This window comes from Pseudomonas aeruginosa (genome assembly GCF_001457615.1).
Taxonomy (GTDB): Bacteria; Pseudomonadota; Gammaproteobacteria; order Pseudomonadales; family Pseudomonadaceae; genus Pseudomonas; species Pseudomonas aeruginosa.
In genome coordinates this window covers 5184440-5198633 of record NZ_LN831024.1, presented here as the reverse complement: position 1 = coordinate 5198633, position 14194 = coordinate 5184440, and the positions used below count along the sequence as shown (strand labels likewise).

Below are 14194 nucleotides of genomic sequence, written 5' to 3'. Positions count from 1 at the left end.
CGGCGCTCAAGCGCGCCGCACGGCGGCTCAGCCCTCGTTGAACATGAACAGCACGTCGCTGGCGTAGAGCATGCCGAACTGCTCGGCGGGCATCGGCCGGCCGAACAGGTAGCCTTGCACCTCGTCGCAGCCGTGCTCGCGAAGGAAGTCCAGCTGGGCCTGGCTCTCCACGCCCTCGGCGATCACCATCAGGTTCAGGCTGTGGGCCATGGCAATGATCGCCCGGGCGATCTGTGCGTCCTGTTCGCCGTGGGGCAGGCCGTCGACGAAGCTGCGGTCGATCTTCAGCACGTCGATGGGGAACTGCTTGAGGTAGTTCAGCGAGGAGTAGCCGGTGCCGAAGTCGTCCACCGCGATGGCCAGGCCGAGGCGCTTGAGCCCGGAGAGGATCTGCATGGCCTCGGCGACGTCGCTCATCAGGATGCTTTCGGTCAGTTCCAGCTCCAGGCATGCCGGCGGGATGCCTGTCTCGTAGAGGATCGCGGCGATCCGCTCGCCCAACTGGCCATCGGCGAACTGCCGTGCCGAGAGGTTCACCGAGACCTTTGGCACCCGCACCTTGGCCTTGTGCCAGCTGCGCAACTGCTTGCAGGCTTCCGCCAGCAGCCAGTCGCCGACCTGGGCCACCAGGCCGATCTCCTCCAGCACCGGAATGAACTCGCTCGGCGGAACCAGTCCGCGGCGCGGATGCTGCCAGCGCAGCAGGGCCTCGGCGCCGGTCAGGCGGCGGCCGTCGCCGGTGAACTGCGGCTGGTAGTGGAGGACGAACTCGCCCAGTTCAAGGGCGCGGCGCAGGTCGCTTTCCAGTTCCAGGCGCTCCAGGGCGCGAGCGTTCATCTCGGCCTGGTAGAACTGGAAGTTGTTCTTGCCCATCTCCTTGGCGTGGTACATCGCCGTGTCGGCGTTCTTCATCAGCAGGCTCAGTTCGGCGCCGTCCTGGGGCGACAAGGCCACGCCGATGCTGGCGGTGACGAAGAATTCACGGCCTTCCAGGGTGAACGGCCGGGCCAGACGGCCGAGGATCAGCTCGGCGACCTGGATCGCCCGTTTCAGGGCGATCTCGCGGTCGCCCTGGGAAGGCAGCAGCAGGGTGAATTCGTCGCCGCCCATGCGCGCCACGGTATCGTCCTGGCTGACGCAGGCGCTCAGGCGGGTCGCCACTTCCTGCAGCATGCGGTCGCCGGCGGCGTGGCCGAGGGAGTCGTTGATCGGCTTGAAGCGGTCGAGGTCGAGGAACATCAGCACCACCCACTGGCCGTTGCGCTCGGCCTGCTGCAGGGCGGTATGCAGACGGTCCTGGAACAGCGTGCGGTTGGGCAGGTGGGTGAGGGCGTCGTAGTAGGCCAGGCGGTGGATGCGCCGCTCGCTGGCCTTGCGCTCGCTGATGTCGCTGAAGAAGCAGACGAAGCTGACCAGGTCGCCTTCCTCGTCACGCACCGCGGTGATGCCGACCCAGGACGGATAGAGTTCGCCGGTCTTGCGCTTCTGCAGGATCTCGCCTTCCCAGCTGCCGCTGTGCTGCAGGCTGGCGAGCACGTGCTTGAGCTGGTTGGCTTCCTGGCGGTCGGCGGTGAGCAGGCGCGGCTGCTGGTCGAGCACGTCGGCCGGGCTGTAGCCGGTCAGGCGCGAGAAGGAATCGTTGACCTGGACGATGTAGCCGGCCGGGTCGGTGACCATGATCGCCGCCGTGGAGTGTTCGAATACCGTCGCCGCCATCCGCAGCTCGCGTTCGGCGCGGCGCTGCTGGCTGATGTCGCGGGCGATGCCGAGCAGGCCTTCGAAGCGGTCGTGCTCGTCCCACATCAGCACGATCCGCAGTTCGATGGGAATCTTCCGTCCGTCGGCGCGCAGGCAGTCGAGGGCGAACAGATGCTGGCCAGGGTTTTCCCGCAGCTCGGCGAGCTTCTGGCGGTCGCCGATGGCGTGCCGCACGCGGCGCAGCAGGCCGTTCAGGCGGCCGAGCTGGCGCGGGTTGGTGGCGGTCTGATGGAGGCCGTTGAGCAGCGCCCATTCCGGGCTGTAGCCGAACACGTGCTGTACCGAGGGGCTGACGTAGCTGGCGTTGAGTTCGGCGTCGGTGGAGAAGATCACGTCGCTGATGTTTTCCGCCAGCATGCGGTAGCGTCGGCCGTTCTCGCGCAGCGCGTTGTTCGCCTCGACGGTGAAGGTGATGTCCTTGGCCACGCCGATCAGGCGCGCCACGCGACCGCTGCGGTCGCGGCTGAAGGCCTGCTCGCGGATGTCGAACCAGTGCCAGCGGCCGTCGCGGTGGCGCCAGCGCAACTGGCTGTCGAGCAGCAGGCCGTCGCCGACCACGTGCTGCAGGTTGCGGATGCGCCAGTAGTATTCCTGGTCGTCGGGGTGCAGCAGGGTTTCCCAGAAGTTCTCGCCCATCCGCGCCAGTTCTTCCTGGTTGTAGCCCAACTGCTGGCCCAGGTGATGGTTGCTGAAGATCACCCGGCGCGCGTGCAGGTCGTGGATGTAGAGGGTATCGGGCACCGCCTGGACCGCGTCCGACCAGAACTTCTCGCGCTCGATCAGCGACAGTTCGACTTCCTTGCGACTGGTGACGTCGGACAGGCTGAGGGTCACCGCATGCCATTCGCCGGGGTTTTCCGGCAGGCGCAGTTGCAACCACAGGTGCCGCGGCGTGCTCTTGCCGCAGCGCAGCGTGGCTTCAAGTTCGAGTACCGGCCGGCGCTCGATGAGCGCCTCGATCACCTGCAGGCGCAGGCTGTCCGGTTGTAGCGGGCCGTGGTCGAGCAAGCGCTGCCAGGCCTGTTCGGTGGAATCGATCTGTAGCAGGCGGCGACTGACATCGTTGATCTCGGTGATGCGGATCCGCTCCAGCAGCGCCTGCTGCCGCCCGGGTTCGCCGGCGAGCCAGGCGCGCAGTGCGGCGCAGCTGTCCAGGCCTTGCTCCACCAGAGCCTGGCGCAGGGCGGAGAGGTCGAGCACGCAGAGGGCCACGCCGACCCCTTCGAAGATGTCCTGGTAGCGCCGCCGGGTTTCCTCCAGGACGCCGAGGGCGTGCTGTTCCTCGGTGACGTCGCGCAACACCCAGACCTGCCCGCCCTGGAGGATCTGCTCGCGGAGGGTCCAGGCCTGGTCGGCGAGCGCCGGATAGCTGGCCAGCGGATGGCGGCTGAGGGTGAACGTCCGCGGCTCGCCGCGCACCCGCAGCGGCAGCAGCTCGCTACGGGTCTCGCCGTCGCCACCGGCGTCCGTCAGCCAGCCTGGCTCGAGGTCCGGCAGCAGGCCCAGCAGATGATGCTGGCGGGCCTGGGCCGAACTGATGCCGAAGAGGCGTTCGGCCTGGGGATTGAGGTAGCTGAGGCGGCCGTCGGCGCGGGTCACCAGCACCCGCTCGTCGATCGCCGCCAGTGCCGTGGCCGCCTGGCGCAGGCTGCGCTGCGAGGCCAGGGTCATGGCGCGCAGGCCCTGTTGCTCGCGGTGCAGGCGCAGCAGCATGTACACGGTGACGCCGACCAGCAGGAGGAAGATCGCCAGCTCGCCGCCGATTCCCGGCAGCAGGCCGAGCCGCACTCGCGTGCTGTCGTAGAGCCCGCGAAGCTGCCAGTCGCTGTTGCGCAGCGGTTCCACGCCGAGGGTCTGCATGTCGTCGAGCAGCGCCGTGCTCCCCGGGGTATGCCAGAGCACCCGCCCGGCGTATTGGTCTTCCAGGCGCCAGAGCAGGTTGCCGGTGGGCAGGTCGGGACTCCACTGGGCGAGGCTGTCGCTGGCCAGGTGCAACAGCCAGAAGCCACTGTCGCGGCGGCTGCCGGGTTCGCGCAGGGTCAGGTAGAGGGATTCGCCGTCGCGCGGGTCGAGGCAATAGTGGTATAGGCCGGAGCCGGCGTGCTGGCGCAACTGCTCGGGCAGCGTCGTTTCCGGCGACGGGCTGTCCGTCTGCAGGGCGCTGTCCACCCATTGCAACTGGCGCACCTGCGGCAGCGCATCGCTGATGCGCGGCAACAGCCTGCCCTGTATCTCGCCACGCTCGCTGGGGGGCACGCCCGGGAGCAGGGCGAGGGCGGTGCGCGCCTTGAGTTCGAGGGTCAGGGACAGGCGGTCGTTGAGACGATCGAGCTGGGCCGCGGCTCGCTCGTGTTCGAAGCGTTCCTGCTGGCGCAGCTCCTGGCTCATCTGCCAGAGCAGCAGGCCGAGCATCAACAGGACCAGCAACAGCAGGCCAGCCTTGGCTGCCGGTCGGTCGGGTACGGTCAGTGGGTCGCCGGCGGGAGGCGGCGACGGGGTTAGCGAGGGGGTCGACACTGACCGGAATTCCTGGGGGAGGTGTGATTCGGTAGACAGTTAGGATGCCCGGAAGCAAGGCCAAGTGCCAGTATCGCCGACGAGCGTCACGGTCCTTTCCGGCTGTCGAGGCACTTTGTCGCAGGACCGGTGACGACTGATCTTCCCGAGTGTCGAGCAGGCCTCCGGGCGGCCGAAGTCGACGGCACGCGGATCGGTCCGTGCCATGCGGCGACGAGAGGGGCGCCGCCGCGGGCGCGAGGGTCAGGAGCGCGCCGGATTGGAGGCGCCATGGAGGAACATCTGCTCCAGGGTATGCGCGGAATTGGAGCTGGCCGCCCGTCCGCGACGTTCCGCATCGACCATGCCGTAGACCAGGGTGATGAACAGTTCGGTGAACACGGCCGCCGTGATGTCGATGCGAAACACGCCTTTCTGCTGTCCGCGCAGGAAGAAGGCGTCCAGCGCTTCCAGGTAGGACTGCCAGCGTGCGCCTTCACCGTGCGGGTCGAGGAAGTCCGGGCGGTACTGGAATACCAGGAATACCAGCAGCTCGCGGTGGGTGAGGTGTTCCTTGATCAGGCGCTGCAACGCCTCCAGAGGCTCGGCATGCTCCAGGTCGCAGGCCTGGATGATCTGGTTCAGTACGGTCTCTCCGTGGTCCTCGAGCATCTGCACCAGGTTGTCCCGCGTGCCGCAGAAGCGGTGCAGGGTGGCCTTGCTTACGCCGGCCGCCTCGGCCAGTTCCTTCAGCGTCGCTCGCGGGCGGTCGACGATAGCGACTGCCAGCGCCTTGATGAGTCGCTCGTCATGGGAAATCAGGGTCATCGATGGGTCCCGGTTGGTTTTTCTGATTGTGCGCATTGTGCAGAAAACTGGCCTCGCGTCCAAAGGAATTAGCTGTCAAAAGATCATTTGAGACAATATTGACTCAATTAGCTCGAAAAAGTACCATTCGATCCGTTTTCAATCAACGGTCGGGTGTGTCATGGCTGATTTGCGTGCAATAGGAAGGATCGGGGCGTTGGCTATGGCCATCGCGTTGGCGGGTTGTGGGCCGGCGGAAGAGCGACAGGAGGCCGCCGAAATGGTGTTGCCGGTGGAGGTCCTGACGGTGCAGGCCGAGCCCCTGGCGCTGAGTTCGGAACTGCCTGGGCGGATCGAACCGGTGCGTGTCGCCGAGGTGCGCGCGCGGGTGGCCGGCATCGTCGTGCGGAAGCGCTTCGAGGAGGGCGCCGACGTCAAGGCTGGCGACCTGCTGTTCCAGATCGATCCGGCACCGCTGAAGGCTGCGGTGTCGCGCGCCGAGGGTGAGCTGGCGCGGAACCGCGCGGTGCTGTTCGAGGCGCAGGCGCGGGTGCGTCGCTACGAGCCGCTGGTGAAGATCCAGGCGGTCAGCCAGCAGGACTTCGATACCGCCACCGCCGACCTGCGCAGCGCCGAGGCGGCGACCCGCTCGGCCCAGGCCGACCTGGAGACCGCGCGCCTGAACCTCGGCTACGCCTCGGTCACTGCGCCGATCTCCGGGCGCATCGGCCGCGCGCTGGTGACCGAGGGCGCGCTGGTCGGGCAGGGCGAGGCGACGCTGATGGCGCGCATCCAGCAGCTCGATCCGATCTATGCGGATTTCACCCAGACCGCGGCCGAGGCCCTGCGCCTGCGCGACGCCCTGAAGAACGGCACCTTGGCCGCCGGCGACAGCCAGGCGCTGACCCTGCGCGTCGAAGGGACGCCCTACGAGCGCCAGGGCGCGTTGCAGTTCGCCGACGTGGCGGTGGATCGCGGCACCGGCCAGATCGCCCTGCGCGGCAAGTTCGCCAACCCCGACGGGGTCCTGCTGCCGGGCATGTACGTGCGCGTACGTACGCCCCAGGGCATCGACAACCAGGCGATCCTGGTGCCGCAACGGGCCGTGCGCCGCTCCAGCGACGGCAGCGCCCAGGTGATGGTGGTGGGCGCCGACGAGCGCGCCGAGGCGCGCAGCGTCGGTACCGGCGTCATGCAGGGTTCGCGCTGGCAGATCACCGAGGGCCTGGAGCCGGGTGACCGGGTCATAGTCGGCGGCCTGGCTGCGGTGCAGCCGGGGGTGAAGATCGTGCCGAAGCCGGATGGTGCCCAGGCGCAAGCCCAGTCACCTGCGCCGCAACAGTAAGGGCGGGTTCGCCCCGAGGATTTTCCGATGTCCGAATTCTTCATCAAGCGGCCGAACTTCGCCTGGGTGGTGGCCCTGTTCATCTCCCTGGCCGGCCTGCTGGTCATTTCCAAATTGCCGGTAGCGCAGTACCCCAATGTCGCGCCGCCACAGATCACCATCACCGCCACCTATCCCGGCGCCTCGGCGAAGGTGCTGGTGGACTCCGTCACCAGTGTGCTCGAGGAGTCGCTGAACGGCGCCAAGGGCCTGCTCTACTTCGAGTCGACCAACAACTCCAACGGCACCGCCGAGATCGTCGTCACCTTCGAGCCGGGCACCGATCCGGACCTGGCCCAGGTGGACGTGCAGAACCGCCTGAAGAAAGCCGAGGCGCGCATGCCGCAGGCGGTGCTGACCCAGGGCCTGCAGGTCGAGCAGACCAGCGCCGGTTTCCTGCTGATCTATGCGCTCAGCTACAAGGAAGGCGCTCAGCGCAGCGACACCACCGCCCTCGGCGACTACGCCGCGCGCAATATCAACAACGAGCTGCGGCGCCTGCCGGGCGTCGGCAAGCTGCAATTCTTCTCTTCCGAGGCGGCCATGCGGGTCTGGATCGATCCGCAGAAGCTGGTGGGCTTCGGCCTCTCCATCGACGACGTGAGCAATGCCATCCGCGGGCAGAACGTGCAGGTGCCGGCCGGCGCCTTCGGCAGCGCACCGGGCAGTTCCGCGCAGGAGCTGACGGCGACCCTGGCGGTGAAGGGCACCCTGGACGATCCGCAGGAGTTCGGCCAGGTAGTGCTGCGCGCCAACCAGGACGGCTCGCTGGTCCGGCTCGCCGATGTCGCGCGCCTGGAACTCGGCAAGGAGAGCTACAACATTTCCTCGCGACTGAACGGCACGCCTACCGTGGGCGGGGCGATCCAGCTGTCGCCCGGGCCAACGCGATCCAGACCGCTACCCTGGTGAAACAGCGTCTCGCCGAACTGTCGGCGTTCTTCCCCGAGGACATGCAGTACAGCGTGCCCTACGACACCTCGCGCTTCGTCGACGTGGCCATCGAGAAGGTGATCCACACCCTGATCGAAGCGATGGTCCTGGTGTTCCTGGTGATGTTCCTGTTCCTGCAGAACGTCCGCTACACCCTGATCCCGTCCATCGTGGTGCCGGTGTGCCTGCTGGGTACGCTGATGGTGATGTACCTGCTGGGGTTCTCGGTGAACATGATGACCATGTTCGGCATGGTCCTGGCGATCGGCATCCTGGTGGACGACGCCATCGTGGTGGTGGAGAACGTCGAGCGGATCATGGCGGAGGAGGGGATTTCCCCGGCCGAGGCCACGGTCAAGGCGATGAAGCAGGTGTCCGGCGCCATCGTCGGCATCACCCTGGTGCTCTCGGCGGTGTTCCTGCCGCTGGCTTTCATGGCCGGTTCGGTGGGGGTGATCTACCAGCAGTTCTCGGTGTCGCTGGCGGTCTCGATCCTGTTCTCCGGCTTCCTCGCCCTGACCTTCACCCCGGCGCTGTGCGCCACGCTGCTCAAGCCCATTCCCGAAGGGCACCACGAGAAGCGCGGCTTCTTCGGCGCCTTCAACCGTGGCTTCGCCCGCGTCACCGAGCGCTATTCGCTGCTCAACTCGAAGCTGGTGGCGCGCGCCGGACGCTTCATGCTGGTGTACGCCGGCCTGGTGGCCATGCTCGGCTACTTCTACCTGCGCCTGCCGGAAGCCTTCGTGCCGGCGGAAGACCTCGGCTACATGGTGGTCGACGTGCAACTGCCGCCTGGCGCTTCGCGCGTGCGCACCGATGCCACCGGCGAGGAGCTCGAGCGCTTCCTCAAGTCCCGCGAGGCGGTGGCTTCGGTGTTCCTGATCTCGGGCTTCAGCTTCTCCGGCCAGGGCGACAATGCCGCGCTGGCCTTCCCGACCTTCAAGGACTGGTCCGAGCGAGGCGCCGAGCAGTCGGCCGCCGCCGAGATCGCCGCGCTGAACGAGCATTTCGCGCTGCCCGACGATGGCACGGTCATGGCCGTGTCGCCGCCACCGATCAACGGTCTGGGTAACTCCGGCGGCTTCGCATTGCGCCTGATGGACCGTAGCGGGGTCGGCCGCGAAGCGCTGCTGCAGGCTCGCGATACTCTTCTTGGCGAGATCCAGACCAACCCGAAATTCCTTTACGCGATGATGGAAGGACTGGCCGAAGCGCCGCAACTGCGCCTGTTGATCGACCGGGAGAAGGCCCGCGCCCTGGGGGTGAGCTTCGAGACCATCAGCGGCACGCTGTCCGCTGCCTTCGGCTCGGAGGTGATCAACGACTTCACCAATGCGGGGCGCCAACAGCGGGTGGTGATCCAGGCCGAACAGGGCAACCGGATGACCCCGGAAAGCGTGCTCGAGCTATACGTGCCTAACGCTGCTGGCAACCTGGTACCGCTCAGCGCCTTCGTCAGCGTGAAATGGGAAGAGGGACCGGTGCAATTGGTGCGCTATAACGGCTACCCGTCGATCCGCATCGTCGGTGACGCCGCGCCCGGCTTCAGTACCGGCGAAGCCATGGCGGAAATGGAGCGCCTGGCCGCGCAGCTGCCGGCCGGCATCGGCTACGAGTGGACCGGCCTGTCCTATCAGGAGAAGGTCTCCGCCGGGCAGGCCACCAGCCTGTTCGCCCTCGCCATCCTGGTGGTGTTCCTGTTGCTGGTGGCGCTCTACGAGAGCTGGTCGATCCCGCTGTCGGTGATGCTGATCGTGCCGATCGGCGCCATCGGCGCGGTGCTCGCGGTGATGGTCAGCGGTATGTCCAACGACGTGTATTTCAAGGTCGGCCTGATCACCATCATCGGTCTTTCGGCGAAGAACGCGATTCTCATCGTCGAGTTCGCCAAGGAACTCTGGGAGCAGGGGCATAGCCTGCGCGACGCCGCCATCGAGGCCGCGCGCCTGCGCTTCCGGCCGATCATCATGACTTCCATGGCGTTCATCCTCGGCGTGATACCCCTGGCCCTGGCCAGCGGTGCCGGCGCGGCGAGCCAGCGTGCCATCGGCACCGGAGTGATCGGCGGGATGCTCAGCGCCACCTTCCTCGGCGTGCTGTTCGTACCTATCTGTTTCGTCTGGCTGCTGTCGCTGCTGCGCAGCAAGCCGGCACCCATCGAACAGGCCGCTTCGGCCGGGGAGTGAACGAGATGCGCAAACCTGCTTTCGGCGTATCGGCGCTGCTGATCGCCCTGACCCTCGGTGCCTGCTCCATGGCGCCGACCTACGAACGTCCCGCCGCGCCGGTGGCCGACAGCTGGAGCGGCGGCGCCGCCCAGCGCCAGGGCGCGGCGATCGACACGCTGGATTGGAAGAGTTTCATCGTCGATGCCGAACTACGCCGCCTGGTGGGCGTGGCCCTGGATAACAACCGCTCGCTGCGTCAGACCCTCCTGGATATCGAGGCGGCCCGCGCGCAGTACCGAATCCAGCGCGCCGACCGGGTTCCGGGCCTGAATGCCGCTGCCACCGGCAACCGCCAGCGGCAGCCGGCCGACCTGTCCGCCGGCAATCGCTCGGAAGTGGCCAGCAGCTACCAGGTCGGGCTGGCCCTGCCGGAGTACGAACTGGACCTCTTCGGTCGGGTCAAGAGCCTGACCGACGCAGCCCTGCAACAGTACCTGGCCAGCGAGGAGGCAGCGCGCGCGGCACGGATCGCCCTGGTCGCCGAGGTCAGCCAGGCCTACCTGAGCTACGACGGCGCCCTGCGGCGCCTGGCGCTGACCCGTCAGACCCTGGTCAGCCGCGAGTATTCCTTCGCCCTGATCGACCAGCGCCGCGCGGCCGGCGCCGCCACCGCGCTGGACTACCAGGAAGCCCTTGGCCTGGTGGAGCAGGCGCGCGCCGAGCAGGAGCGCAACCTGCGGCAGAAACAGCAGGCATTCAACGCGCTGGTGTTGCTGCTGGGTAGCGACGATGCCGCGCAGGCGATTCCGCGGAGTCCGGGGCAGCGGCCGAAGCTGCTGCAGGACATCGCTCCCGGCACGCCGTCCGAGCTGATCGAGCGACGCCCGGACATCCTTGCCGCCGAACATCGTTTGCGGGCGCGCAACGCGGATATCGGCGCGGCGCGCGCGGCGTTCTTCCCGCGCATCAGCCTGACCGGCAGCTTCGGCACCTCCAGCGCGGAAATGTCCGGCCTGTTCGATGGCGGCTCGCGCTCCTGGAGCTTCCTGCCGACGCTGACGCTGCCGATCTTCGATGGCGGGCGCAACCGTGCCAACCTGAGCCTGGCCGAGGCGCGCAAGGATTCGGCGGTGGCCGCCTACGAGGGGACCATCCAGACCGCTTTCCGCGAGGTCGCCGACGCCCTGGCGGCCAGCGATACCCTGCGTCGCGAAGAGAAGGCCCTGCGCGCCCTGGCGAACAGCAGCAACGAAGCCCTGAAGCTGGCCAAGGCACGCTACGAGAGTGGCGTCGACAACCACCTGCGCTACCTCGATGCGCAGCGCAGCAGCTTCCTCAACGAGATCGCCTTCATCGACGGCAGCACCCAGCGGCAGATCGCCCTGGTCGACCTGTTCCGCGCGCTCGGCGGAGGCTGGGACGAGGGACGGAGCCTGGTGGTACATCGAGGCGGCAGGAGTTGAGCGGGTAAACGTGTGGGAAACGGTGCTAGCGGGTGGCAACTGCCGCCCGCTCAAGGGCTGGCAGGTTGTGCGGGGTTCGACGCGCCACGCAGGAACAGCTCCTCCAGCGTGGCGGACAACCCGGCGCTGGCCGCGCGACCGCGGCGCTCGGCATCGACCATGCCGTAGATCAGGACGATGAAGAGTTCGCTGAAGGTCGCCGCGCTGATATCGATACGGAACACACGCTTCTGCTGGCCGCGCAGGAAGAAGGCGTCCAGGGCTTCGACATAGGACTGCCAACTGGCGTCCCCATGCCCGGCCTGGCGTCCCGGGTTCTGCTCGAACATCAGCAGCGCCAGCAGGTCGCGCTGGGCGAGGTGTTCCCGGATCAGCTCGCGTAGCGCTTCCCGCGGCTCCAGCCGCTGTAGGGCGGCGCTGTGGGTGAGGCGTTCGAGGGTACTCCTGGCATGGCTTTCCAGGCGCCGCTTGAGACCTTCGCGGGTACCGCAATGACGGTTCAGGGTTGCCCTGCTCACTCCTGCCAGTTCCGCCAGTTCTCCCATGGTGGCGCGCGGATGATTGACCATCGCGGTGGCCAGGGCCTTGAGCAGGCGCTGGTCCTGAGACGACGGGGTTGGCGCTGGGTCGAGACTGTCCCTGTGCGGGGAGTCGGGTAGCTGGGCGGATCTGGGAGCGAGTGTCATTTTTGAGGTTTTTTTTGTTCTTTTGAGACTGATTTGGATCAATTGTAGCAGGCTGGATCTCCCCACGCCTTGCTTCGCTTCAGGTCTTGAGCGGCAGCACCATGGCCGCGAGCAGTGCCAGGCCCACCCAGACCCCGCACGGGGCGATGGTCGCCGCCTCCCCCAGGCAGAACGCTTTCGACAGGACGAGGGTAGCGGAGACGGTAAAGGCGGCCAGTACGCTGCTCAGCGTCACCGTAGCGGCCTGGAATCGGACGGCGAACATTCGCCGGCGAAGCGCCCCGCCCCACGAAAACCGGGGTGGCTGGCCAGCTTTCTCTCGGTCTGTCATATACTTGGCCGAGTTTTTTTCCTTTTCTTCATGAGGTGCTCGTTTTGGCTCAGTACGTCTACACCATGCATCGGGTCGGCAAGATCGTTCCGCCCAAGCGTGAAATCCTCAAGGACATCTCCCTGTCGTTCTTCCCCGGCGCCAAGATCGGCGTGCTCGGCCTGAACGGCGCGGGCAAGTCCACCCTGCTGCGGATCATGGCCGGCGTCGACACCGAGATCGAAGGCGAGGCCCGGCCGATGCCGGGGATCAACGTCGGCTACCTGCCGCAGGAGCCCAAGCTGGACCCGCAGGCCACCGTGCGCGACATCGTCGAAGAGGCCGTCGGCCAGATCAAGCAGGCCCAGGCGCGGCTGGACGAGGTCTATGCCGCCTATGCCGAGCCGGATGCCGACTTCGACGCCCTGGCCGCCGAGCAGGCCAAGCTGGAGGCGATCCTGCAGGCATCCGACGGACACAACCTGGAACGCCAGCTGGAAGTCGCCGCCGACGCCCTGCGCCTGCCGCCGTGGGATGCCAAGGTCGAGCACCTGTCCGGCGGCGAAAAGCGCCGCGTAGCGCTGTGCCGTCTGCTGCTGTCGGCTCCCGACATGCTGCTGCTGGACGAACCGACCAACCACCTGGACGCCGACTCGGTGGCCTGGCTGGAGCATTTCCTGCACGACTTCCCCGGCACTGTGGTGGCGATCACCCACGACCGCTACTTCCTCGACAACGTCGCCGGCTGGATCCTCGAACTCGACCGTGGCCATGGCATCCCGTTCGAAGGCAACTACTCCGGCTGGCTGGAATCCAAGGCCGCCCGCCTGGCCCAGGAAGCCAAGCAGGAAGCCTCCCACGCCAAGGCCATGAAGGCCGAGCTGGAGTGGGTACGCCAGGGCGCCAAGGGCCGCCAGGCCAAGTCCAAGGCGCGCCTGCAGCGCTTCGAGGAACTGCAGTCGCAGGAATTCCAGAAGCGCAGCGAGACCAACGAGATCTACATCCCGGCCGGTCCGCGCCTGGGCGACAAGGTCATCGAACTGCACAATGTGACCAAGGGCTACGGCGACCGCGTGCTGATCGACAACCTGTCCCTGAGCATTCCCAAGGGCGCCATCGTCGGTGTGATCGGCGGCAACGGCGCGGGCAAGTCGACCCTGTTCCGCATGCTTACCGGCAAGGAGCAGCCGGACTCCGGCACCATCGAGATCGGCGAGACCGTGCAGATCGCCAGCGTCGACCAGAGCCGTGACAGCCTGGAAGGCAACAAGACCGTGTGGGAGCAGGTTTCCGACGGTTTCGAGCAGATCAAGATCGGCAACTACGAAGTCCCGTCGCGCAGCTATGTCGGTCGCTTCAACTTCAAGGGCGCCGACCAGCAGAAGTTCGTCAAGGACCTCTCCGGCGGTGAGCGTGGCCGTCTGCACCTGGCCCTGACCCTGAAGCAGGGCGGCAACGTGCTGCTGCTCGACGAACCGTCCAACGACCTCGACGTGGAAACCCTGCGTGCGCTGGAAGAGGCGCTGCTGGACTTCCCCGGCTCCGCCATCGTGATCTCCCACGACCGCTGGTTCCTCGACCGGATCGCCACCCACATCCTCTCCTACGAGGACGATGGCAAGGTGACCTTCTTCGAAGGCAACTACACCGAGTTCGAGGCGGACCGCAAGAAGCGCCTGGGCGACGCCGCGGCCCAGCCGCACCGCGTGCGCTACAAGAAACTGGCGTAAGCGCGCCCTCGAGAAACCGCCCGCCGGCGTTGCCGGCCGGCGGTTTTTTCATGCCTGGAATTCAACGAGCCATGCGCTGGGGAACATGGGAACTGCGCAGGGACACCTCCATCGGCGGTACCCGGGGGCGGCTCCCACGCAGCATGCCTGAGCCTTCACCTAACTAAAGATGGGGGTGCATCGACGGCTGCGATGGTATCAGCTCTGCTAGTGGTCTGCGCAGCCGATCCGTGCGCTCAATACCGCCTGCCCGGAGAGGCCGCGCCATATGGCGAAGCCCGGCGGAATCGAGTACCGGCATTGGCCGGGCGGACCAGCCGCTACCTTCGCTCGGCGCTGGCGCCTCGGGGTAGCGTTGCCGGTGGTGGCGGCTTGTGCGCTGTCTCCATCATCAGCAGTATGGCCGTTCGGCCTGTATCGCCGGCCTTGCGGCGGTACGACCGGGCGGGCCTTGAAGGG

At 67.0% G+C, this 14194-nt stretch carries 7 protein-coding genes and 1 pseudogene; 4 read left to right on the top strand and 4 right to left on the bottom strand.

Going from position 1 to position 14194, the window contains the following annotated elements; genetic code table 11:
• Positions 1-27: 27 nt before the first annotated feature.
• Both morA and nfxB read right to left on the bottom strand, forming a co-directional pair.
• Positions 28-4275, bottom strand: a complete 4248-nt coding sequence (morA, locus tag AT700_RS23910; protein WP_019726907.1) for a cyclic di-GMP receptor MorA — start codon at positions 4273-4275, stop codon at positions 28-30.
• A 243-nt stretch (positions 4276-4518) separates the two neighbouring features.
• Positions 4519-5082, bottom strand: coding sequence for an efflux pump transcriptional repressor NfxB (gene nfxB / locus AT700_RS23905; protein ID WP_003094842.1), 564 nt, complete (start codon positions 5080-5082; stop codon positions 4519-4521).
• Positions 5083-5242: 160 nt separating this feature from the next.
• Between nfxB and mexC the strand changes: the two genes are divergently transcribed.
• The 3 genes and pseudogenes from mexC (at position 5243) to oprJ (ending at position 11009) form a co-directional block, all read left to right on the top strand.
• Positions 5243-6406 (top strand): multidrug efflux RND transporter periplasmic adaptor subunit MexC, encoded by a 1164-nt coding sequence (gene mexC, locus AT700_RS23900; protein ID WP_048521683.1) that lies wholly within the window; start codon positions 5243-5245, stop codon positions 6404-6406.
• A gap of 27 nt (positions 6407-6433) precedes the next feature.
• Positions 6434-9564 (top strand): annotated as a pseudogene (gene mexD, locus AT700_RS23895) (multidrug efflux RND transporter permease subunit MexD).
• A gap of 5 nt (positions 9565-9569) precedes the next feature.
• The gene (gene oprJ, locus AT700_RS23890) at positions 9570-11009 is read left to right on the top strand and encodes a multidrug efflux transporter outer membrane subunit OprJ (RefSeq protein ID WP_048521682.1); all 1440 of its coding nucleotides are present in this window, start codon (positions 9570-9572) and stop codon (positions 11007-11009) included.
• Between the two features lie 50 nt (positions 11010-11059).
• On the opposite strand, the gene escR is transcribed toward oprJ, so the two are convergent.
• Together escR and AT700_RS23880 are read right to left on the bottom strand one after the other, a co-directional pair.
• Entirely contained in the window at positions 11060-11578 is a 519-nt protein-coding gene (gene escR / locus AT700_RS23885; protein WP_003094834.1) for a TetR/AcrR family transcriptional regulator EscR, read from the bottom strand.
• A gap of 196 nt (positions 11579-11774) precedes the next feature.
• Positions 11775-11960: a hypothetical protein gene (locus AT700_RS23880; protein ID WP_003094831.1), complete on the bottom strand. Its 186-nt coding sequence runs from the start codon at positions 11958-11960 to the stop codon at positions 11775-11777.
• Positions 11961-12070: 110 nt separating this feature from the next.
• Between AT700_RS23880 and ettA the strand changes: the two genes are divergently transcribed.
• A complete protein-coding gene (gene ettA / locus AT700_RS23875; RefSeq protein ID WP_003094829.1) occupies positions 12071-13735 on the top strand; it encodes an energy-dependent translational throttle protein EttA in 1665 nt (554 codons plus the stop codon).
• Positions 13736-14194 lie beyond the last annotated feature (459 nt).